19 protein-coding genes and 1 pseudogene are annotated in these 22776 nt (G+C 73.9%); 17 read left to right on the top strand and 3 right to left on the bottom strand.

Annotated elements, in window-relative coordinates:
• Positions 1–7: 7 nt before the first annotated feature.
• A pseudogene (locus BCD49_RS13645) lies at positions 8–766 on the bottom strand (ABC transporter ATP-binding protein); the annotation flags it as partial.
• Positions 767–1264: 498 nt separating this feature from the next.
• Complete coding sequence (locus tag BCD49_RS46135) at positions 1265–2491, bottom strand: FAD-dependent oxidoreductase (protein ID WP_335341690.1); 1227 nt, start codon at positions 2489–2491, stop codon at positions 1265–1267.
• 112 nt (positions 2492–2603) lie between these two features.
• Here BCD49_RS46135 and BCD49_RS13630 point away from each other — a divergent pair, with 112 nt between their 5' ends.
• From BCD49_RS13630 to BCD49_RS13580, 11 genes are all read left to right on the top strand, one after another.
• Positions 2604–3467: a phosphonatase-like hydrolase gene (locus BCD49_RS13630; RefSeq protein ID WP_007512927.1), complete on the top strand. Its 864-nt coding sequence runs from the start codon at positions 2604–2606 to the stop codon at positions 3465–3467.
• Between the two features lie 143 nt (positions 3468–3610).
• Positions 3611–4099 carry a VOC family protein gene (locus BCD49_RS13625; RefSeq protein WP_007512926.1) on the top strand — a complete coding sequence of 163 codons (489 nt, stop codon included), beginning with the start codon at positions 3611–3613 and terminating at the stop codon, positions 4097–4099.
• A gap of 236 nt (positions 4100–4335) precedes the next feature.
• Positions 4336–5319 carry an SDR family NAD(P)-dependent oxidoreductase gene (locus BCD49_RS13620; RefSeq protein ID WP_007512924.1) on the top strand — a complete coding sequence of 328 codons (984 nt, stop codon included), beginning with the start codon at positions 4336–4338 and terminating at the stop codon, positions 5317–5319.
• Positions 5309–5974, top strand: a complete 666-nt coding sequence (locus tag BCD49_RS13615) for a 2'-5' RNA ligase family protein (RefSeq protein ID WP_071041539.1) — start codon at positions 5309–5311, stop codon at positions 5972–5974. The genes BCD49_RS13620 and BCD49_RS13615 overlap by 11 nt, the downstream gene beginning before the upstream one ends.
• A 126-nt stretch (positions 5975–6100) precedes the next feature.
• Positions 6101–6754: a TetR/AcrR family transcriptional regulator gene (locus BCD49_RS13610; RefSeq protein ID WP_007512918.1), complete on the top strand. Its 654-nt coding sequence runs from the start codon at positions 6101–6103 to the stop codon at positions 6752–6754.
• Between the two features lie 143 nt (positions 6755–6897).
• Entirely contained in the window at positions 6898–7707 is an 810-nt protein-coding gene (locus BCD49_RS13605) for an SDR family NAD(P)-dependent oxidoreductase (RefSeq protein WP_007512916.1), read from the top strand.
• Between the two features lie 158 nt (positions 7708–7865).
• Positions 7866–8792: an ABC transporter ATP-binding protein gene (locus BCD49_RS13600; protein ID WP_007512908.1), complete on the top strand. Its 927-nt coding sequence runs from the start codon at positions 7866–7868 to the stop codon at positions 8790–8792.
• Position 8793: 1 nt separating this feature from the next.
• Positions 8794–11403 (top strand): ABC transporter permease, encoded by a 2610-nt coding sequence (locus BCD49_RS13595; RefSeq protein ID WP_007512906.1) that lies wholly within the window; start codon positions 8794–8796, stop codon positions 11401–11403.
• Positions 11404–11511: 108 nt separating this feature from the next.
• Positions 11512–12852, top strand: coding sequence for an FAD-binding protein (locus BCD49_RS13590; RefSeq protein WP_232793864.1), 1341 nt, complete (start codon positions 11512–11514; stop codon positions 12850–12852).
• 525 nt (positions 12853–13377) lie between these two features.
• A complete protein-coding gene (locus BCD49_RS13585; RefSeq protein ID WP_083401436.1) occupies positions 13378–14418 on the top strand; it encodes an MHYT domain-containing protein in 1041 nt (346 codons plus the stop codon).
• A 93-nt stretch (positions 14419–14511) separates the two neighbouring features.
• A complete protein-coding gene (locus BCD49_RS13580) occupies positions 14512–14949 on the top strand; it encodes a TIGR03618 family F420-dependent PPOX class oxidoreductase (RefSeq protein ID WP_071041537.1) in 438 nt (145 codons plus the stop codon).
• A 115-nt stretch (positions 14950–15064) separates the two neighbouring features.
• Here the strand turns inward: BCD49_RS13580 and BCD49_RS13575 are convergent, their stop codons facing one another.
• Complete coding sequence (locus BCD49_RS13575) at positions 15065–15679, bottom strand: TetR/AcrR family transcriptional regulator (RefSeq protein ID WP_007512897.1); 615 nt, start codon at positions 15677–15679, stop codon at positions 15065–15067.
• 65 nt (positions 15680–15744) lie between these two features.
• Between BCD49_RS13575 and BCD49_RS13570 the strand changes: the two genes are divergently transcribed.
• From BCD49_RS13570 to BCD49_RS13545, 6 genes are all read left to right on the top strand, one after another.
• Positions 15745–17373 (top strand): MFS transporter, encoded by a 1629-nt coding sequence (locus tag BCD49_RS13570; protein WP_083401435.1) that lies wholly within the window; start codon positions 15745–15747, stop codon positions 17371–17373.
• A 119-nt stretch (positions 17374–17492) separates the two neighbouring features.
• Positions 17493–18224, top strand: coding sequence for a response regulator transcription factor (locus BCD49_RS13565; RefSeq protein ID WP_007512894.1), 732 nt, complete (start codon positions 17493–17495; stop codon positions 18222–18224).
• Between the two features lie 13 nt (positions 18225–18237).
• The gene (locus tag BCD49_RS13560) at positions 18238–19632 is read left to right on the top strand and encodes a sensor histidine kinase (RefSeq protein WP_007512892.1); all 1395 of its coding nucleotides are present in this window, start codon (positions 18238–18240) and stop codon (positions 19630–19632) included.
• Between the two features lie 211 nt (positions 19633–19843).
• Positions 19844–20407 (top strand): LmeA family phospholipid-binding protein, encoded by a 564-nt coding sequence (locus BCD49_RS13555; RefSeq protein WP_157845166.1) that lies wholly within the window; start codon positions 19844–19846, stop codon positions 20405–20407.
• The gene (locus BCD49_RS13550) at positions 20400–21035 is read left to right on the top strand and encodes a hypothetical protein (protein WP_007512888.1); all 636 of its coding nucleotides are present in this window, start codon (positions 20400–20402) and stop codon (positions 21033–21035) included. Before BCD49_RS13555 ends, BCD49_RS13550 begins: the two co-directional genes overlap by 8 nt.
• Before the next feature lie 153 nt (positions 21036–21188).
• Positions 21189–22673 carry a cytochrome P450 gene (locus BCD49_RS13545; RefSeq protein WP_071041536.1) on the top strand — a complete coding sequence of 495 codons (1485 nt, stop codon included), beginning with the start codon at positions 21189–21191 and terminating at the stop codon, positions 22671–22673.
• Positions 22674–22776 lie beyond the last annotated feature (103 nt).

Here is a 22776-nt window from a genome sequence, read left to right as displayed (position 1 = left end):
ACCGGGGTCAGGCGGCGGGAGTGGTGACCAGGACGGGGCGGTCGGCGAGGGTGACCCGGACGGAGGCTCCGGGGGCGAGGTCGCCGACCTCGAACGTGGCCAGGTCCGCGACGACCAGGCCGGCGTCGCTGGCCGTCATGCCGTCCGCGATCTCGGAGGCGCCGGTGCCGCCGACGACGGCGCGGGCGATGCCGGGAAGCTCCACCTGGACGCGGGTGACCGCGCCGCGGAACGAGCGCGCCACCACCGTCCCGGCCGCGCCTTCCGCGGCACCGGTGGCGGCCTTGACGACGACGGCCTCGGGTCGCACCAGCACGTCCACACTGGCGCCCAGGCCCCGCGCCGGCGCGCCGGCCTCGCCGACCTCCAGGACCGGGAGGCGCTGACCGATCACCTCGACCGTGCCGTCGGCACCGGCGGTGGCGAGCCGACCGGGCAGTCGGTTGACGGTGCCGACGAACTCGGCGACGAACGGCGTCCGCGGCCAGGCGTAGACGACCTCCGGCGCCGCGATCTGCTCGAGCTGACCGGAGCGCATCACGCCGACCCGGTCGGCCATCGACAGCGCCTCCTCCTGGTCATGCGTGACGAACAGCGTCGTGATCCCCAACCGGGTCTGCAGCGAGCGGATCTCGTCGCGCAGCTGCGCCCGGACCTGCGCGTCCAACGCGGACAGCGGCTCGTCGAGCAGCAGCACCCGCGGCTCGATCGCGAGCGCGCGGGCCAGCGCGATCCGCTGCTGCTGGCCGCCGGAGAGCTGGTGAGGAACTGTCGCCACCGCCACAGGCGGCGGCGAGCAGGCCGAGCACGACCGTCCCGGCCGCGACCAGCCGCACGGCGGACCGGTTTCCTACTAGTCTCACGAGCCCCCCAGGGCAAGATCTGTGCCTTTCCGGCGCGGCGGCCACCCCTCCCGCCGTGCGCACGGACGCGGCATCCCCAGGCGTTTCGCCTGGTAGACCGACCGCCTGTCCCCGCGCGGCGGCGTGTCCGCCCGCCGAACTTGTCCGCGCAACGGTGACGCGCACGCATTACCTGCGGGTGGACGGAAGTTGAGCAAAAAGCCGGCGACGGGCGAACTTAGGAAGGTTCAGGGGCCTTCGCGTACCGATCAATGAATAGACGAGGAAGCTATTCGGTGCCGTCGGTGACCGGAGTCCGAACCAGACTCGACGAACACTGACGACCCGGGTAAGGCCTCCATGTCGACCCAATGAGTGGCCAATGCGACGCGCGCGGCTGTAATGGAGTCGGGCAGAAACGTTCAGTAACGGTTCACGGAACGAGGTCGGCGAGGACCTCGGCGGCGAGACCGTGGGACGTCGTCATTCCGATGCCGGTCGTGACGACGACGACGCGCACGCCGGGATACGGGGTCGCGACCAGGAACTCGCGGTCGGGAGCGGTCGCGTAGTAGCCGCGCCAGCGCTCGCGAACCGTGAGCTCGCCCACCGGCACGCCGAGCAGGTCGGCGGTCTCGGCCAGCACCAGGTCGTCGATCCATTCGGCCTGGAACGGGTGACGGGTGACGGCGCGCTCGTGGGTGTCGCCGATGATCAGGTCGCCGCCCGGGAGCTGGGTGAACATCAGGTTCATGTCGACGGCAAGCAGGTCGGGCCGCTCGGCGTCGAAACGGGCCCGCAGCGCCGGCAACGACGGACAGCCCTCGAAGGCGGCGTACCGCAGCAGCGACAACCCGGTCAGCACGCCAGGGCCGAAGCGCCCGCCGCCCGCGCCGCTGCCCACCTCGCCACCCGCGCCGCCCGTCTCGCCGCCCAGGGGATGCCCGGCCTCGCCGGCCCCACCGGGAACGGTGACGCGGAGCATCCGCAGCGCGCAGCGCGCAGCGGCGCACGCCGGCCTCCTCGGCGAGGTCCGGGAACAGCCAGTCGAGGTCGTGGCCGGTGGCCAGCACGATCGCGGACGCGGCGAGATCACCGCGGCTGGTGTGCACCAGGCCCTCCTCGACATCGGTCGCGGCGGTCCGCCAGAAGAACGTCACGCCCTGGCCGGCGAGCCAGTCGGCCAGGGCCCCGACCGCCTCGCGCGGGTTCACCCGGACGTCCCAGGGCAGCCAGGCACCGCCGAGCAGCGTCTTCGCGCGCAACGGCACCCGCACCCGCGCCMGCACCCCGTCCGCGTCGAGAAGCTCGACCGGGGCTGGCCCGGCCGCGGCGAACTCGGCCAGCACGGCGAGCTCCTCCTCGCGGCGGGCGACGACCACCGAGCCGGTGGGCTCGGCGAAGAAGCCGGCTAGTCGGCCGAGCTCGAGCCAGCGCTCACGCGCCACCTTCGCGTAGCCCAGCGCGGCGCCCGCCTGGCCACTCACACAGCCGTGGCCGAAGTTGCGCACGGACGCGCCGCGCGCGAACTCGTCCCGCTCGACGACCGCGACCCGCAGCCCCCGGCGCACCCCCTCGGCGGCGTGGGCCAGCCCGATGATCCCCGCGCCCACCACCACCACGTCGAACCGCTCCTCGGCAAACCGCATGGGGCGAGCATTTCGGTGGCAGAAATCGCTGGTCAACGGTGGGAGGAGGAGTTGGCTGCCTGTTCATGTTGTACCCGTCCGCCCACCGTCCTCGTCCTGGAAAGGTGAACCCGTGGCCGCCGACTCAACCGCCTCCACTGACGCCGCCGTGTCCGACTCCACCGCCTCCACCGTGTCCGTCCTCGTGCCGCCCGCACCGGGCCTCGGCGCCGCCACGGGCGTCGCCCCAGGCGTCGTCGCGGGCGGCGCCCCGGACCGCGCGCGCATCGACCTGGCGGTGTTCGACATCGCCGGCACCACCGTCGAGGAGCACGGCGCCGTCTACCAGGCGCTGCGCCACGCCGTCGAGGCCGCCGGCGCCACCCCGGGGGACGACGACATCGAGCGCTGGATGGGCGCCGACAAGCGGGCCGCGATCCGCGCGCTGCTCGCCGCCGCTCCGGGCCGCGCCGGCGCGGCCCCCGTGGCGGTCGACGCGGCGGAGATCGACACGGCGGAGGTCGAGCGGGTCTTCCTCGACTTCCGCGACCGGCTCGAGACCGCGTACCGGACCCGGCCGCCCGCGCCGATACCGGGCGTGGTGGAGGCGTTCGGCACGCTGCGGGCCCGTGGCATCCGGATCGCGCTGACCACCGGCTTCGACCGGTCGGTCGTCGGCCCGCTGCTCGCCTCGCTCGGCTGGGGCGGCGGCCTGCTCGACGCGGTGGTGTGCGCGGACGACGTCCCGACCGGGCGGCCCGCCCCCTACATGATCTTTCGCGCGATGGAGCTGACGGGTGTCACCGCCGTGGCCCGGGTGCTGGTCGCCGGCGACACCGTCCGCGATCTGCTGGCCGGGACGAACGCGGGCGCCGGGGTCGTCGTCGGCGTGCTGACCGGCCAGGTCGGAGTGGCAGCACTCGGCGCGGTCCGGCACACCCATCTGCTCGGCAGCGTCGCGGAGATCCCCCCGCTCGTCACCGGACCCACCGGCTGATCGGTCCGTCCCGGAAGGCGTCCGTTCCGGAAGACCGCGATGAGTTCGGCGGCCGGCGGCGGTCACTCCTTGGACGGCGCCGCAAGTCGGCGGCGCCCGTCGACGGGGTCAGCACACCGACGACGACCTGGGAGGTCACCAGCATGCCGAAGACGACGCCGTGCCTGTGGTTCGACGGCCAGGCCGAGCAGGCCGCCGAGTTCTACCTCTCCCTCTTCCCCAACTCGAAGATCCTCGACGTGTCGCGCTACGGGCCGGACACCCCCGGCACCGAGGGCGCGGTGATGACGGTGACCTTCTCGCTGGACGGGCAGGAGTACTTCGGCCTCAACGGCGGGCCGCAGTTCCCGTTCACCGAGGCGATCTCGTTCATGATCTCCTGCGGGTCGCAGGAGGAGGTCGACCACTACTGGTACGGGCTGACCGCGGGGGGCGGCGAGGAAAGCCAGTGCGGCTGGCTGAAGGACCGCTTCGGCGTGTCCTGGCAGGTCGTTCCCACCGCGCTGTACGAGCTGCTGGGCGACCCGGACCCGGAGCGCGCGTACCGGGCCACCCAGGCGATGCTGAAGATGAGCCGTCTCGACATCGCCGAGCTGCGCCGGGCGGCGGACGGGACGCCAGACGCCGGCTGAGGCCGAGGACGTCAAGGCCTTCCGGCCGCCGGCCGGCCACTGCGACGGCGACCGATGTGGCGTCGAGCCGCCGGCGGCGGGCGAACGCCGCGCCTCGGATGGCCGACCGAAGCTAGTCTCCCGCTGGGTGGGAACCGCGTTCTCGGCCGCGGGCGGAACACGCGGGCCCAGGACGCGCGGTCGGATCACGGGCGGGCGGGCGGTACGGCGACGGCCGCGAGCTGAGGAGTGGTGCTGTGACGGTGACGGGCGGGTTCGAGCTGGGGCTGGCCGGCAAGGCGGCGGTGGTCACGGGCGCCGGGGCGGGCCTCGGGCAGGCGATCGCCCTCGGGCTCGCCAGGGCCGGGGTGCGGATCGGGCTGATCGAGATCGACCCGACCCGGGCGACCGCCACCGCCGAGCTGATCGAGAAGGCCGGCGGGACCGCGCTGCCCCTGCCGGCGAACGTGATGGACACCGACGCGCTCACCGAGGCGATCACCGCCGCGCATGCCGAGTTCGGCCGGCTCGACATCCTCGTGAACAACGCCGGCGGGGTGAAGGGCGCTCGCTTCCTCGACCAGAGCGAGCGCAGCTGGCGACGCCACATCGACATCAACCTCGTCAGCATGCTGGCGGCGACGTCGACCGCCGCCCCGCTGATCGCCCGGACCGTCGCCGCCTCGGGCGGCCCGGCCGGCGCCGGTGGCAACGGCCGCGGCGGCGGCTCGATCGTCAACGTCACCAGCATCGAGGGCATGCGCGCCGCGCCCATGTACGCCGTCTACGCCGCCTGCAAGGCCGGAATGATCAATTTCACCCGGACGATGGCCGTCGAGCTCGCCGACCAGGGCGTCCGGATCAACGCGATCGCCCCGGACATGACCGGGACCGCCGGGCTGCGCGGCATCATGCGCGGCCCGGTCGACCCGGACGAGCTGCCGCCCGTCCCACCCGAGCGCCTGCCCGGGATCGAGCGCTACGTCCCGCTCGGCCGGGAGGGCGTCGCCAGCGAGGTCGCCGACGCCGCCGTCTTCCTCTGCTCCGACCGGGCCAGCTACATCACCGGCACCACCCTCAGCGTCGACGGCGGCACCGCCGCCTCGGCCGGCTGGATCCGCAGCGGCAACGGCTGGACGCTCCAGGGCAACCCGAGTCCCTCCGGCTTCGCCCTGGGCGGGCACGCCGCAGGCGGACAGGCTGCCAGCGAGCGGAGCGCCGGCAACCCGGATGGGGCGTGAGATATCGCAGCGGGCCCGGTTCGGCGCGCTGCGCGCCACCGAGTCGTGGCGGCTGCGCCGCGGGCAGGCCGTCTCCTGGCACGGCCAGGAGGGACCAAGGGCGTTCCTGACCACCGTCGTCCGCGTGCCCGAGACCGTGGGCGCCCGGGTACGCGAGGCGGCGCGACCGGCCGCCGCGGCCGGCGGCCACCACCTCTACCCGGCGGCCGACCTGCACGTGACGCTCATCAACCTCGACCGTTACGCGGACGTCCCGATCGCGCGGGTCGAACAGGTGCTGGCGGACTGCGTCGCGGCCGCCCCGCCGGTCATCCTCGACCTGCGGGGGCTGTCCGTGGCCCGCGGCACCGTCTACGTCCAGGCGTACGCGCGCCCGGCACGGGCGTTTCCGCGGCTGCGCGCGTCGATTCTGCGGCGGCTGGATCCAGCCGGCCGGATCCAGYCGCCGAGAAGGACCGTCCTGGCGCTCAGCAATGTCGTCCGGTTTCGGTCGACCGACGTCGCCGCCGCCCGGAAGGTCGCTCGCGCGCACCGGGCGGACCATTTTGGCTCGTTCCTCCTGGAAGCGGTCGAGCTGGTCAGGACCGACAAGGTGATGTCGGCGGCGGGCACCGAGATCCTCGCGGTGTTCCCCGCGCGAAAGCCGCCGCGCTGACCAGTCAGGCCGAGCGGCCAGTGCCATCGAACGTGAGCCGGGATCGTCAGCCGAGCGACGGCCGGCAGGCCCGTCATCCGGCGTGGCACGCGGGTAACGTGTGGCCACTCGAACGTAGGGGGCCCGATGGCTCAGGTGGGCACGTCCACCGTCGCCGCGCCGACGGCGCTCTCCGCCAAGGGAACCCGCCTCAACCGGCGCGGGCTGGCCACCCGGGGGCGCATCCTGGATGTCGCGGTCGACCTGCTCAGCGGCGGCGGGCCGGACGCGGTCAGCGCGAACCTGATCGCCCGGGAGGCCGGCGTCACCTGGGGGACGATCCAGCACCAGTTCGGTGAGGCGGACGGCGTCTGGGCGGCGGTCATCGAGCACGTCTCGACCAGCCCGGACTTCCACCCCAACCCGGAGCAGCTCTCGTCGCTGCTGCCGTTGGCGAGACGGCTGGAGGCCGTGGTCGACCTGGTCTGGACTTCGCTGGACTCGCCGAACGTGCGAGCCGTGCACAACCTGCGCCTGTACCTGCCGCGGGACCTCGCCGTGCTGGAGGAGGACTTCCCCCGCACCGCGGCCGCGCTCGCCGCCTGGGACACCCGCTGGGCGCAGGCCTGGGATCGCATCTTCGACGGCCTGAGCGTCTCCCGGGAACGCCTGGCCAAGGCACGCTCGCTCGTGCCCGCCGCGATCCGCGGGCTGCACGACCTCAACGACCTGGGCACCTACACGGACATCAGCCTCGCCCGGGCGGGCCTCATCGAGGCGATGGCGCTGTACCTCTCGTAGCGACCCGATCTCTCGTAGCGACCGATCTCTCGTAGTAACCCGATCTCTCGTGGCGACCCGCGCGGCCGCTCTCGCCGCGGCCGCCGGGTCGCCGCGGACTAGAACCCGTTGCTTGTCGAAGCTGGTCGCGGCACGGTAGCCGGATGGGCGGCGACAGCGACGCGGGCCGGCCCGCGGGCCTCGGCGGAGACTTCGCCGACCTGCCGGGAGTGGCGGTGGTCGTCGGCGGCAGCGGCGGGATCGGCGCGGCGGTCTGCCGGCTGCTCTCCGAGCGCGGCAGCGACGTCGTCCTCACCTACCACCGCAACGCCGACGCGGCGGCGGCGAGCCTGGCTGCGGTCGAGGCCGCCGGGCGCCACGGCGAGGCCCGCCAGCTCCGGCTCGAGGAAGAGGCGGAGACGGCCGCGTTCATCGCCGACGTCACCGCCCGGTTCGGCGCGGTGCACACCCTGGTGGTCGCGTCCGGCCCGCACGTCCCGCAGCAACACCTGTCGACGGTGAGCCCGGCCGTCTTCCGCCGCCAGGTGGAGGGCGAGGTCGTGGCGTTCTTCAACCTCGTCCAGCCGGCCCTGTCGACGCTGCGGGCCGCCCGCGGCAGCGTCGTCGCGGTCACCACGGCGGCGACCCGCCGCTACCCGGTCCGCGACGGTCTGTCCGCCGGCCCGAAGGGGGCGGTCGAGTCGGTGGTGCGTGCCCTCGCGGCCGAGGAGGGCCGCTTCGGGGTGCGGCTGAACTGCGTCGGCCCCGGCATGCTGACCGACGGGATGGCCGAGCGGCTGATCAGCGCCGGCGCCTACCCGGACGGCGCGCTCGACGTCGCCCGCCGCAACATCCCGATGCGCCGCTTCGGCGCGGCGGCCGACGTCGCCGAGGCCGTCTGCTTCCTCGCGTCCCCGCGGGCCGCCTACATCACCGGCGTCATGCTCGACGTCGACGGCGGCTACCACCTCTGACGGCCCGCCGGGCTCCCCCGGGCCCGGCCGACGCCTGCCGACGATGGCCGACGCCTGCCGACGATGGCGCGCCCCTCCGGGCGGCATCCGGCTAGCCCCACCCCGGATCGGGGCGCAGCACCAGTGTGCGCGGGTCGCAGCGCTGGTGAGCTGATCTCATGGAACAGCTCGAGCGGACGGCGCGCCGGAACACCGTTGACCATCCGGTAGAAACCCCAGGTGGCAAGGCCTCGACGGCCCCGAACGTCACCGAGAACTCGAGCGTCGCAGCGAGCTCCACCGTCGCAGCGAGCAGCGCGGTGGCGCTGCGCGACGTCCGGAAGGTCTATGGGCGACGCGCGGCGGCCGTGACCGCCCTGGATGGGGTGACCCTGGACATCCACCGGGGCACGTTCGTCGCGGTGATGGGGCCGTCCGGCTCGGGCAAGTCGACGCTGCTGCAGTGCGCGGCGGGGCTGGACCGGCCGAGTGCCGGCGAGGTGTTCCTCGACGGGGTGGACCTGCGCGGGCTGAGCGAGAACGAGCTGACGATGCTGCGCCGGCAGCGGGTTGGCTTCGTCTTCCAGTCGTTCAACCTCGTTCCGGCGCTGTCCGCCGAACTGAACGTGGCGCTGCCGCTGCGGCTGGCCGGCCGCCGGCCGCGGCGGCGCGAGGTGCGCGACGTGCTCGCCGCCGTCGGGCTCGCCGGGCGAGGCCGGCACCGGCCGGCCGAGCTCTCCGGCGGTCAGCAGCAGCGCGTCGCCATCGCGCGGGCGTTGGTCACCCGCCCGGCGGTGCTGTTCGCCGACGAGCCGACCGGCGCGCTGGACACCCGGACCGGCCGCGAGGTGCTGACCCTGCTGCGCTCGCTGGTCGACGTCGACGGGCAGACGATCGTGATGGTCACCCACGACCCGGTCGCCGCCTCCTACGCCGACCGGGTCGTGTTCCTCGTCGACGGCCGAGCCGCCGGGGAGCTGGCCGACCCCGACCCGGCCACCGTCGCCGCCCGGCTCGCGGGCCTGGAGCCCGACGGCCGCGACCACTACGGCCGTAAGCACGGCGACCGCGACCGCGACCGCGACCACGGCCGCGAGGAGAGCTGACATGGCCGGGCTCGTCTGGCACACCGTCCGTGCCCGCAAGGGCGGCCTGCTGGGAACGTTTCTCGCGCTGGCGCTCGGGGTCGCGCTGCTGGCGGCGATGACGCTGACGCTGGTCAGCACCGTCGGCGGCTCCGCCCGCGCCCCGCGCTGGTATGCCACGCCGGACGTCGTCGTCGCCGGCGCCGGCACGGTCAGCATCACGACCGGCTCCGGCGAGGACCGGGAGACCTCCACGGCCAGGACGATCCTCACCCGCCCGCTGCCGGCCGGCCTCGTCGACCGCCTGCGGGCCGCCCTCGGCGGTGACGCGGCGGTGGTGGTCGATGTCGCCGGCTACGCGGCGGCCGACGGCGCGCCGGGTGACACCGTCCACCCGTGGTCCGCGGCGGCGCTGCACCCTTACTCCTGGGTCGCGGGCGGCGCGCCGCGGGCGGCCGGGGACATCGTTCTCAGCGCGCCGACCGGCCACCGCCCCGGCGACCGGGTCACCGTGGTGACCACGCATGGCGCCCGCGCCTTCACGGTGAGCGGGGTGCTGCGCACCGACGCGCCGGGCGCGTTCTACGCCACCGACACCGTCGCCACCGAGCTCGCGGACGGCCGGGTCACGGCGGTGGCGCTGACGGTCCGGCCAGCCACGACCGCGGCCACCGCCGGCGATCAGGCCGGCGCCCCGGCACCGCCACGCGACGCCGCGGCGCTGGCGGCGGCCGCGCGGGCCGTCGTCCACGACGCGCGCGCGGGCGACGGCTCGGTCAGCGCCGACGACGGCTCGGTCCGGGTGCTCACCGGCAACGGCCGCCGGTCCGCCGAGCCAGACCCGGACGCCGAGCGCCACGAGGTCGCGATCGCCCTGCTCGGCACCACCACCGGCCTCGGCGGCTTCGTGTCGATCTTCGTCGTGGCCGGTACCTTCGCCTACTCCGTCGCGGCCCGCCGGCGCGAGTTCGGCCTGCTGCGCGCCGCCGGGGCCACCCCGCGCCAGGTGTTCCGGCTCGTGCTCGGCGAGGCGCTCACGGTCGGCCTGCTGGCCTCGCTCTCGGGCGTGCTGCTAGGCGTGCTGCTCGCCCCGCCGTTCGCGCGCGTCCTGGTCCGCACCGGGTTCGCACCCAGCGGCTTCACCGCTCATTTCGTCTTCTGGGCGGTGACTCCCGCCTTCGGCACGGGTCTGCTGGTCGCGTTGGTAGGTGCCTGGGCGGCGGCGTGGCGCGCCGGGCGGATCCGGCCGGCGGAGGCGCTGCGGGAGGCGGCGGTGGACCACCGGCCGATGACCGTGGGACGCACCGTCCTCGGGCTRCTCGCGCTCGCCGGCAGCGTGCCGCTCATCGCGGTGCTGATGGCGCACCCGTCGGCGGCGGGCGTGGCACTGATCATCGTCGCGGGGATGCTGCTGGTCATGGGGTTCGCGCTGTTCGCGCCACTGGTCATCCCGCCGCTGGCGTGGCTGCTCACCGCGCCGCTCGCCGCCTCGCCGGGCGCGGTCGGGCTGCTCGCCCGCCACAACGCGCGCGGCGCCGTGCGGCGCACCGCGGCGACGGCGGCGCCGATCCTGGTGACGCTCGGCATCGCCGGCTCGATGCTCACCGGCTTCGGGACGCTGGAGGCGGCGACCGACAGCGCCGCTCGTGATCAGATCGCCGCCGACGCGCTGGTCGTGCCGGCCGTCGGCGCCGGCCTGCCCGACGCCGCCGTCCAGACGCTGCGCGAGATCCCAGGCGTGCGGGCCGCCGTACCCGTGACCGACGCCTCCGTCTATGTCCGGGACGACGGCGACCCCGAGCGCTGGGCCGCCCGGTACGCCACCGGCGCGGATCTCGCGGCCGTCCTCGACACCCCGGTCACCGCCGGCCGGCTCGCCGACCTCACCGGCACCGACACGGTCGCGGTGCCGGCCGGCAGCCACTGGAAGCTGGGCGAACGCGCCGAGCTGTGGCTCGCGGACTCGACGCCCGTGCGGCCGCGGGTGGTCGCCGTGCTCGGCAAGCGCCTCGACCTCGACGAGACCCTCCTGCTGCCGGCGGCGCTGCGCACCGGGCACGAGCCGGCGATCGCCACCGTCGTCTACCTGCGGCTCTCGGCGGAGGCGACGCGGTCGACGGCCGCCAGGGCCGCCGTCGCCGCCGGGGTGGCGACGGCCACCGCCGGCGCCGGAAAGCTGGTCGGCACCGACGAGTACCTGTCCGCGGCGAACGCCGAGCAGTCCAGGGCCAACCGGATGGCGTCGGTGGTGCTGCTCGGCCTGGCACTCGTCTACACCGTGCTCGCGATCGCGAACACGCTGGTCATGGCCACCCGGGACCGGGCGGGTGAGTTCGCCACCGTCCGCCTCGCCGGGGCGACCCGCCGGCAGGTGCTGGCCGTCGTCGCCACGGAGGCCGTGCTGGTGACCGCCATCGGCGCGGCGCTGGCCGCGGCGGTCACCGGGATCACCGCCTGGGGCGCCCGGTACGGCCTGGCACAGCTCGCGCCGTCGGTGCCGGTCGTCGTTCCCTGGGCGACGCTGAGCGCGATCGCCGCGGCCTGCCTCGCGGTCGCCCTGGTGGCCAGCATCGCCCCGGCGGCCCTGCTGCTGCGCCGCGACCCTGCCGACCTGGCCGCCGTCCGGGAGTGACCGGTCCCGTCCCCGGGCGGTGTCAGGCACGGCCGGGTGCGAGACTCGTCGCCGGGTTGGGGCCGAAGGGACGGCGTCGAAGGACGGCGGCGCGGAAGGGACGGCGGCATGGCGGACGGAGGCATGGCGGACGACGGGAGCGCGCCCACGCGGAACTGGGCCGGGAACGTGACGTTCGCGGCGGCCCGCGTCGTCGCCCCGACGTCGGTCGCCGAGCTCGCGCGCGTCGTGGCCGCCGGGGGCAGGGCGCGGCCGCTCGGCACCCGGCACTCGTTCAACCGGATCGCCGACACGGACGGCACGCTGATCTCGACCGCCGGGCTGCCTCGGCTGGTCCGCGTCGACCAGGCGGCCCGCGAGGTCACGGTGAGCGCCGGCATCCGGTACGGCGACCTGGGCCGGGAGCTCGACGCGGCCGGCTGGGCGCTGCGCAACCTCGGATCGCTGCCGCACATCTCGGTCGCCGGCGCGTGCGCGACGGCGACGCACGGTTCGGGCGAGCGCAACGGCAACCTGGCCACCTCGGTCGTCGCGCTCGACCTGGTCACCCCGTCGGGTGAGCTCATGACCGTCCGGCGGGGCGTCGACGAGGACTTCGACGGCCACGTCGTCGCCCTCGGCGCGCTCGGCGTCGTCGTCGCGGTGACCCTCGAGATCGTCCCGACCTTCCAGGTCAGCCAGCACGTCTACGAGGGCCTGACCCGCGAGGACCTGCTGGCCGGCATCGACGAGATCCTCGCCGCGGCCTACAGCGTCAGCGTCTTCACGGCCTGGGACCCGAACGCCGGCTCGCAGGTGTGGCTCAAGCGACGCCTCGGCGCAGGCGACGGCGACGGCGACGGGGGAGGCGGGGACGACGGGAGCACGGCGGCGCCGGCCGAGGTGTGCGGCGCCCGGCCGGCCACTCGCCCGTTGCACCCGATCCCCGGCGTCGACCCTGAGCACACCACCCAGCAGCTCGGCGTCCCCGGCCCCTGGTTCGAGCGGCTGCCCCACTTCCGCCTGGGCTTCACCCCCAGCGCCGGCGACGAGCTCCAGTCCGAGTACTTCGTCGCCCGTGAACACGCCGCCGCGGCGATCGACGCCGTCTACCAGGTCAGCGGCGACGTCCGTGGCGCGCTCCAGATCAGCGAACTGCGCGCGGTGGCCGCGGACGGTCTCTGGCTCAGCCCCGCCTACCACCGCGACGCGCTGGCGCTGCACTTCACCTGGCTACCGGACGAGACCGCCGTCGCCCGCGCGGTCGCCGCCGTCGAGCGGGCCCTCGCTCCGTTCGCCCCCCGGCCGCACTGGGGGAAGGTCTTCGCGCTGGATCCCGAGCGGGTCCGGGCCGGGTACCCCCGACTGGCGGAGTTCGTCCGGCTGGCGGCCCGCCGCGACCCGGGCCGGGTCCTCCGCAACTCCTTCCTCGACACCTACCTCAAGGACACCTACCTCAAGCTCGGCTGAGGGCCCCCGGCCTCAGCGGTCGCCCGGGCGCTGAGCGGCCGCTCGCCAACGCGGAACGCCTGTCCCTCATGGGCTGGAACGACGCGCGAGCCACCGCGATAGCACCAATGGGGCCCGCCTAACGGGACGTGAGCCAAACGGCGCTTAGGGCGATCATCGGTGCAGCCGTTGCGATGACACCCGGTTGACCACCTCAGGTGCTCGGCCATCTCACTTCGAGTGCTCGTCCGCATACCGGCGGATGCTTACCGACGGCGGTGACACCACCACCGTCCAACGGAGACACGATCGGTCGCGCCGACAAACAGCCCGGCCACGTTCCGCAGCATTCAACGGACCCAGTTCAGCCGTCACACCATCTCGCGCCCGCACCGCTATGGCCTGTATCGTTCCAATGAGTCATATAGATCACTATGCTGTTCCGATCTCCGCTGCTCAGATCGCCTTGTCGTCACGCTTGACCTCATTGCCCGGTCGCCCCGTACCCGCGAGCCCGGCCAGCGTCTCACACCCGCGGGGGGAAATGTGATCACTGCCCAGGTGGCGCATGAGCACGCCAGCAGCGACCTCATCTTTGTCGCCAGCTCCATCGGCCTCGCCGTGATCGGCTCGTTCGCGGCATTGGTAAGCGCGCGGCGTATCCCGGGCACCCAGGGCGGCGCCCGACGCCGCTGGATCGCCGCGTCCGCGGTATCCCTCGGCGGTGGCGCCATCTGGTCGATGCATTTCATGGGAATGCTCGGTTATCACGTCGGTGACCGGAAGCTTGCCTACAACCTTCCGTTGACCGCACTTTCCCTGCTGATCGCCATCGCCGTTTCGGCGATCGGGCTGGCCATCGTCGGGACCAACCCGAGAAGCGCCGTGCGCCTCATCGTCGGCGGGGTCATCGCGGGGCTCGGCGTCGCGGCGATGCACTACACGGGCATGGCCGCGATGCAGGCCGGCAGCACCGTCACCTATGACAAGAAGCTGGCCGGCGTCTCCGTCGCGATCGCCGTGGTGGCGGCCCTGGCCGCCCTGTGGCTCGCCTTCCGGGTGCGCACCACCGCGCACGTCGTCGTCGCGTCCCTCGTGATGGCCGCCGCGGTCAGCGGGATGCACTACACGGCTATGGCGGCCACCCAGGTCGCCGAGACCGACCGCCTGTCGGAGACGAGTGGCGCCGACCCGATCGTGCTGAGCTTCCCCGTCATGCTGATCGCCTTCTCGGTGCTCGCGCTCATCATCTTCGCCGCGCTCGGGGGCTTCGCCGAGACCGGCAGGTCCCCGCTGGTCGCCGGCCCGCGCAACGGGCGAGGTTCGCCCACCCCGGCTCGTGCCGACCGGAACAGCCMGGCCCCGCACGGCCGTCACCAGGCGGCGCCGGACGTGGATGCCCGCGACGCGGCGGCGGGGCGAGCCGCCTTCGACGACCAGCCCAGGCGCGATTTCTTCGACCGTCCGGCACCCGCCGGGCAGGGCTGGACGGATTACCCTCCTCAGCAGCCCGCGCCTACGCCTACGTCCGCGCCCACCACTCCGGCGTTCCCGGACGACGACCGCCGCGCGCCGCTCTACCGGTAGGGTCGGCCAGGGCCGCGCGGTAGACAGTCAGACTGCTGCGGCAGCTCTGTTGTAGCCGTGTAGTACCAGTCTCGGGCAGAGGGTGCCGGCCGGATGACCACCATCGACGATCTGGCCGCTCTCGGGCGCGCGGAGAACGGGCTGGCGGTCATCTCGACCGTGCGGGGCGATCAGACGATCCAGTCGTCGGTCGTCAACGTGGGCGTACTGACGCATCCGCTCACCGGCGAGACCGTGCTCGGTTTCGTCACCTACGGCAAGGTGAAGCTCGCGAACCTGCGCGCTCGCCCCCAGCTGACGGCCACCGTCCGGTCCGGCTGGCAGTGGGCGACGGTCGAGGGACGCGCGGAGCTGATCGGACCCGACGATCCCAGTCCGGACGTCGACGCCGAACGCCTGCGGCTGATGCTGCGCGAGGTGTTCACCTCGGCGGGCGRCACCCACGACGACTGGGACGAGTACGACCGCGTCATGGCCGAACAGCGGCGCACAGCCGTCTTCGTCCGGCCCGACCGGGTCTACAGCAACTAGCTGGAACCCTCCGCCAGCCAGAACCGCCGCCGCGGGCGGTGCCGCGCCGGCGGGGTCGAGTGGGCACCGTCGTCGAGTGGGCACCGTCGTCGACCGGCACGCCGTGGTCGCACGGTCAGCGGCGGCGCGCGGTGGGGGCGTAGAGGGCGGCGCGCAGGCCCGGGGCGAGGTGCCGGACCAATTCATCAGCCGTCATGCTCGCGATGGGTTCCAGCTCGAGCACGTAACGGGTGAAGATGGTCCCGGCCACCTGCGCGGTGAACGCCGCGGCACGGTAGGGGGCGTCCGCGCCGCCGACGTACTCGGCCACCTGGCCCACCATCTCCCGTTCCAGCACCTCCCGGAACAGCCGGGTCAGCTCGGGCTCCTGCACGATCGCCGCGATCATGAGCCGGAGCTGGTCGCCGCGGTCGGAGTCGTCCCAGGTGGTGACCGCGGAGCGCAGCACCCGCTCCGGCAGCGTCGCCCGGTCGCCCGGCAGCGCGGCGGACAGGAGCTCGGGCGGGTTGGCGAGCAGGCCGAGCGTCGCGCCGAACAGGCCCTTCTTGGAGCCGAAGAAGTAGCTGATCAGGGCGACGTCCACCTCGGCCTCCGCGGCGATCGAGCGCAGTGTCACAGCTCGGTAGCCATCCGACAGAAAGCGCCGGCGCGCGACGTCCAGGATCTGGCCGCGGGTGTCCGGGCTGCCGGCCCGCCGGCCACGGGTGCCCCCCTCAGCCTTATTCATCATGGTTGAAATTATGCGGAGAGCGGGTGACCTTGGCCAGGGTTCACACCCTCGGCTGGAGGTCCACGATGACCATCCCCACGGCGGCTCCCATGCCACCGGCAGACCGGCAGGGCGGCGTGCATCGCGCCGTGCTCCCGGTCGTCATGCTCGCCCTCGCCACCGTCGTCGCCGCCGTCGCGTCGCTGAACGTGGCGCTTCCCTCGATCGCCCGTGACACCCACGCGAACCAGACCCAGCTGTCCTGGGTGATCGACGCGTACGCCCTGCCGTTCGCCGCGCTGCTGCTCCTCGGCGGCGCCATCGGCGACCGGTACGGCCGCCGACGCGCGCTGATCGTCGGTCTCGCGGTCTTCGGGGCCGGCTCGCTCGCGGCCATGGCCGTCAGCGACCMGAGCTGGCTCATCGCGATGCGCGCCGTGCTCGGCGTCGGCGCCGCCCTGGTCATGCCCGCGACGCTGTCGACGATCACCGCCACCTTCCCGCCGGAGCAGCGGTCACGCGCCGTCGGAGCCTGGGCCGGCGTCGCCGGGGCGAGCGCGCTGCTGGGGGTGCTCGCCTCCGGCCTGCTCCTGGAGGTCTGGTCGTGGCGCTCGGTGTTCGGACTGAACGTCGCGCTGGCCGCGGTGGCCGTCCTCGCCACCCTGCGGGTGATCCCCGAGTCGGCCGACCCCGCGGCCGGGCGGCTCGATCTCGTCGGCGCGCTGCTCACGGTCGCCGGGCTCGGCGTGGCGGTCTACTCGATCATCGAGGCGCCCACGGAGGGGTGGAGCAGTCCCCGGACGCTGCTCGGCATCGCCGCCGGGGTCGTCATCCTGGTCGGCTTCGTCCTCTGGGAGCTGCGCCACCCGAACCCGCTGCTGGACCCGCGCCTGTTCGCCCACCGCGCCTTCGCCGCCGGCACCCTGTCGATCACGTTGCAGTTCTTCGCGTTCTTCGGGTTCATCTTCCTGCTCCTGCAGTACCTGCAGCTGGTCCGCGGCGACGGCCCGCTCGTCGCGGCGGTGAGCCTGATCCCGATGAGCCTGACGATCATGCCGGCCGCGCGGGTGGCCGCGCCCCGGCTGGTCAGCCGGGTCGGCGCCCGCCCGGTCGTCGTCCTCGGGCTCACCCTGGTCACCGCGGGCCTGCTGGTGCTGTCGCGGCTGGGCGCGGACAGCGGCTACTGGCTGCTGCTGGCGGGCCTGCTGCCGCTCGGCGCCGGCATGGGCCTGGCCATGACGCCCGCGACGACCGCGATCACCGACGCGCTGCCGGCGGCGAAGCAGGGCGTCGGCTCGGCGACGAACGACCTCGCCCGCGAGCTGGGCGGCGCCCTGGGGATCGCCGTGCTGGGCAGCATCCTGCAGTCGACCTACCGCGACCACCTGCACCCCGCCGGCCTGCCGGCCCCGCTCGCCGAGTCCGCCCGGTCCTCGCTCGCCCTCGCCACCCGGTTGGGCCCGGCCGTCGCCCAGCAGGCCGAGACCGCCTTCGTCGACGGCATGCGCACCGCGCTGACCTGCGCCGCCGTCGTGGTCGCCGCCGCGGCCGTCGCCGTCGGGACCCTGCTGCGCCCCGCCGCGGCGCAGACCGCCCCAGGCCAGCCATCCCAAAGCCAGCCAGCCCAAAGCCAGGCAGCCCAAAGCCAGGCAGCCCAAGGCCAGCCAGCCGAAGCGGCCGAGGATCAGCGGTCTGCCCAGCCCGCCTCGTCGTAGGCGGCTCCACCCCGGCGCCGGCGGTTCGAACCGAACTCATATGTTCGCCAGATGGAATGGTCCGCGGACAGCATGGAATGGTTCGCGGACAGCACGGCAGCGAAGGCCGGGGGTGAACGATGGAGGGGGCCGGGCCACGGCTGCTGGTCGTCGATGACGAGCCGAACATCGTCGACATGCTGCGGATGGCGTTGCGGTTCCACGGGTTCGACGTGGTCACCGCCCAGTCGGGGCGGCAGGCCACGGCGGCGGTGGCGGCGCGGCGCCCGGACCTGCTGGTGCTGGACATCATGCTGCCCGACTGCGACGGCTTGGAGCTGTGCCGGCAGTGGCGGGAGCAGGGCGTGGACGTGCCGGTCGTGTTCCTCACCGCGCGCGACCGGCACACCGACAAGATCGCCGGGCTGACCTACGGCGGCGACGACTACGTCACCAAGCCGTTCTCGATCGACGAGCTGGTCGCCCGGATCAGGGCCGTGCTGCGCCGCACGCGGCGGGAGCCACCCGCCGCGTGCCCGCCGGCGCTGACCTTCGCCGACGTCCGGCTGGACGAGGACACGCACTGCGTCACCCGCGCGGGCCAGCCCGTCGAGCTGGCCGCCACCGAGTTCAAACTGCTGCGGTATCTCATGACCAACCCGAACCGGGTGCTCTCCCGGGAGCAGATCCTCGACGCCGTCTGGAGCGAGGACTACCGCGGCGGCGCCACCGTCGTCGACCAGTACGTCAGCTACCTGCGGCGCAAGCTCGCGCCCTACGGCCCGCCGCTGATTCACACTCAGCGGGGTTTCGGCTACGCCCTGCGGGCGGGCGTTCCGGCTGCCCAGCAGCCGGACGCGAGTGAGGCGTGACCGAGGTCCCGCCGTGACGCTGCGCGCCCGACTGATGCTCGGGTTGCTGGCGCTGCTCGCGGTCTGCCTGGCGGTCGCCGGGACGGCAAGCGCCCTGGCCCTGCGGTCGCACCTGATCGACCAGGCGGACGACCAGCTGCGCGGCGCCCAGAACCTGATCAGCACCCGCGGCGTCTCGACGCTCACCCGGCTCGCTCCGCTGTTCGGCGGCGTCGGGCTGCAGCGCGCCGTGGCCCCGACCGAGTTCGTGATCGAGCTGCGTCAGCCCGGCGGTTCGACGATGACCCTGACCGGCGGGACCGACCAGCCAGCGGCCGGCGCCCGGCTCCTGACCAGCGTCACCGACCTGGACCGCCGGATCGCCGCGGCCACGCCGTTCACCATCGAGACGGCGGACGGCCGCTACCGAGCGCTGGTCACGGCGCTCCCCGGCGGCGTCACCGACCTCGTCGCGCTGCCCATGCGACCGATCGAGGACACCATCGGCCGGCTCCTGCTGGTCGAGACCGTCGCCGCCGCCGCCGTGCTCGCGCTCGGTGGGGGCTGCGCCTGGCTCCTGCTCGGCCGCGGCCTGCGCCCCCTGCGGGACATCACCAGGACCGCGGCGGCGATCGCCGACGGCGATCTGGAACGCCGGGTGCCGCATGGCCGGTCGCGTACCGAGACCGATCGCCTCGCCGCCGCCCTCAACGTCATGCTCACGCAGATCCAGACCGCCTTCGAGGGCCGCCGACGCTCGCAGGAGCGCCTGCGGCAGTTCGTCGCCGACGCCTCGCACGAGCTGCGCACACCGCTGACCTCGGTGCGCGGTTACGTCGACATGCTGCGCCAGGGCATCGTGCCGCCGTCGGGCGCGGACGACGCGCTTCGCCGCGTGCAGGACGAGACCCGTCGGATGAGCACCCTCGTCGACGACATGCTCTACCTCGCCCATCTCGACGAGGCCCGGCCGCTCGAACGCGCCACCGTCGACCTTGCCGCCATCGTCCGGGACGCCGCCGCCGACGTCGCCGCGGTCGAGCCGGATCGCCCGCTGTCCGTGCGGGTGCCGCCGGAATGCCTTGTCGTCGGAGATTCGGATGCGCTGCGGCAGGTGATGGGCAACCTGCTGACCAACGTCCGCGTCCACACCCCGCCCGGCACCCCCGCCGAGATCTCCCTCAGCGCCGTCGGCGGCGAGATCCTGCTCGAGGTCCGGGACGAGGGGCCGGGCGTGCAGGCGGCCGACCTGGACCGGATCTTCGACCGTTTCTACCGTTCCGACGCCGGCCGGGAGCGTGGCCGCGGCGGCAGCGGCCTGGGGATGTCCATCGTCGCCGCCGTCGCCGCCGCCCACGGCGGCCGCGCCGAGGTCGCGAGCGCTCCCGGGCAGGGGCTGGCCGTCCGGGTCACGCTGCCCGGTTCCTGAACGGACCCGCGTCGGACCCGCACGCCGCTCGACCCTGGCTCACATCTCGTCCGCATGAACGGGCGGTCTGCTCGGTGTCATGCGGAAACCGGTGGGTGGGTTCGGATCGGCGAGTTGTCTGCCCGCGCGACGGGTGGTCATCGCGGGCGGCGGAGCCTGGTGGCGGGGCAGATGGCAGATCAGATGGCGGTGGCTCGCCGCGGCGCCGCTCGTGGTTTCGGCCGCCCTCCTGCTGACCGACCGTCTGCTGGTTCGCGTCGCCGAGCACCGCCTGACCAACCGGCTGGGCTGCATGGGCACGTTGACGGGAACTCGATCCGTGCATATCGACGGATTCCCCTTCCTGACGCAGCTCGGCGCCGGTCATTTCCGGACCGTGACGGCGACGGCCGACGGCTTCGGCCGAACCGACCGGCTGACCGAACTCGCCGTGACGTTCCACGACGTCCACGTCCCGGTCTGGTCGGCCATCTTCGGCCGTCCGGCGGCGGGTTCGCCCACGGTTGGCTCGGTCTCGCTGACGGCCGTTCTGCGCCTCGGCTCCGACGGGCCGGGCGGCCGGTTGGCGCGCCTGCTCGGGTCCGGGCCGCTGGCGACCGGCCACCCGGCGGTGGCCGCGGCGGTGGCCGGGCGCCCGTCAGCCGCCGTCCTGCCACCGGGCGCGCACCTCGACGGCGTCGAACCGGTGCCTGGCGGACTGCGGCTCGCGGTCACGATGCCGGGAGCCGCGCTGGCCGGCATGGACGGTGCGGACGGACGGATATGCCGTGGCTGACACCACGTCCTGCGACACCACGTCCTGCGATACCACGGCGCCCAGCACCACGGCACCAGGTCCCGGGGCGCCGCGCGTCGCCTGGCGGCTCGTCGCCCGGCGGGGCAGGTCCGCGCGCGACCGCGGCGCCAGGCTGCTCCTGATCATCACGGCGCTGCTGGTCCTGCGCGGGGTCCAGGCCGCCGTCGCCGGGCTGACCGTGCTGGTCGTGACGGTGTCGCGGTTCGAGCACCCAGCCCCCACGCTGCACCTGGCCCGGCTCGCCGAGGTCGAGCCCGCGCCGATGAGCGCCGTCACCGCGCTGACCATGATCCTGGTGGCCACGGGTCTCGCTGCCGTTCTGCTGCCCCGCCGCCATCCGTTCGCCGCGTTCGCCGGGATCAAGGCGTTCGCACTGGTCGCCGCGTCGGCGCTCGCCGTCCTGTTCACGGCCGAGCCGGTCAGCATCCGGGCCGCCGTCGCCGGCTGTGGCATCGGCATCGTCGCCCTGTTCTGGCCAGCGGCGCGGGACGCGGCCGGGCGGGTACTGGCCGCGGTGGGCCTGCCGCACCCGCACGGCCGAGCCGGTGACCTCCTCCTCGCCGTGAAGATCGCGCTACTGGTGGCGGTCGTCGTCCTTCCCTTCTGACAGCCAGCCCTCTTCTGACAGCTCGCGCGCGCAGTACCGCGCGCGGCGTCCAGCCGTCGTTCCTGCCCGCGGACCTTGCCGGTCCTGACCAGACCCGACCTCGACGCACCCAGACGGTCATGAGACCACCACTCGATCAAGGAGACACGCGACATGCGCCCCACGGCTTCTTCTCCCCCGCCCTTCTCTCCCCCGCCCGTCTCGGCCTCGTCGCCCGGGAGCGTCCCGGCGACCGCGCCACGCGGCGTGCACGAGGTTCCCGGGCCGCCCGGCGGCATGGTCGCGGCCGTCCGGCGGCTGCGCGCCGATCCGCTGGCGCGGTTCCMTGAGCTGCGCCGCGACTACGGGCCGCTGGTCCGGCTGGCCAGCTGGCCGGTGTCCGCCTTTCTCGTGTCCGACCCGGACGCGATCGCCGACGCTCTGGTAGGCGGCCACCGCCTGTACGCAAAGGGGGCCGTGGTTCGCGGCCCCGGCTCGCGCACGACCGTCACGCAGCCACTGACATACCTGCTCGGCCAGGGCCTGCTGACCAGCGCGGGCGATACCCATCTTCGCCAGCGCCGGCTGATCCAGCCGCTGTTCCACAAGCAGCGGATCGCCGGTTACGGCGAGCAGTTCGTCGCGTTGGCAGACGCTGCCGCCGCGACCTGGCGGGACGGCCAGCGGCTGGACCTGCACGCGGAGATGACCGAGATGACGTTGGCGATCGTCGCCAGGACGCTGTTCGACGTCGATGTCGACGATCGCATCATCGACGTGGTGCGGACCGCCGTCGGCGAGAACATGCCGGCCGCGCGGCGCGCCAGCCTGCCCGGCTTCCAGCGTCTGGAGCGGCTCCCGCTCCGAGCGGCGCAGCGACGTCAGGAGGCCCGTCTGGCGCTCGACAACGCGGTGTTCGAGATGATCGCCGCCCGGCGCCACGCCGCCACCACCGGCGCTACCGGTGCCGCCGGCACTGACCTGCTGTCGCTGCTGCTGCACGCCCAGGACGCCGACACCGGCGAGCGGATGGACGACTCCCAGATCCGCGACGAGGCGATGACCCTCCTGCTGGCCGGCCACGAGACGACCGCGAACGCGCTGGCGTGGACGTTCCATCTGCTCGGCGGCGAGCCGGCGGTGGCCGCCAGGCTGCACGAGGAGGTCGACGCTGTCCTCGGCGGCCGGCCACCCACGATCGACGACCTGCCCCAGCTTGCTTACACCAACGCGGTGTTCTCCGAGTCCATGCGGCTCTACCCGCCGGTCTGGGCGATGGGTCGCCATCTCGTCGCGGACCACGAGGTGGCCGGATACCTGCTGCCCGCCGGATCGACCCTGGTCTTCAGCCAATGGGTGATGCACCGGGACGAGCGCTGGTGGCCGGATCCCGACCGCTTCGACCCGACGCGCTGGCTCGACAAGGCGACGGCGCACGACCGCCCCCGCTTCGCCTATTTCCCGTTCGGCGCCGGATCTCGCCAGTGCATCGGTAACAGCTTCGCGGTCGCCGAGGGGGTCCTGACGCTGGCCGCGATCGCCCGCCACTGGTCGTTCACCCCGGCCGCGGACACGCCGGTCGTGCCCGAGCCGCTGGTCACGCTGCGCCCCAAGGGCGGCCTGCCGATGGTGGCCCACCGCCGCGGGGGTGTCAGCTGAGGAGACCTGGCCAGTTCCGGTTTCGTCACACGGTTCTCACATCCAGCTCGCAGCCACGGCGCATCCACCGCGGGTGGGATCACCGCACTGGACGCCGCCCAGG

The sequence above is a fragment of the Pseudofrankia sp. EUN1h genome (genome assembly GCF_001854645.1).
GTDB lineage: Bacteria > Actinomycetota > Actinomycetes > Frankiales > Frankiaceae > Pseudofrankia > Pseudofrankia saprophytica.
Note: the sequence above shows the minus strand (reverse complement) of the source record. Positions and strands in the feature narration are given on the sequence as shown.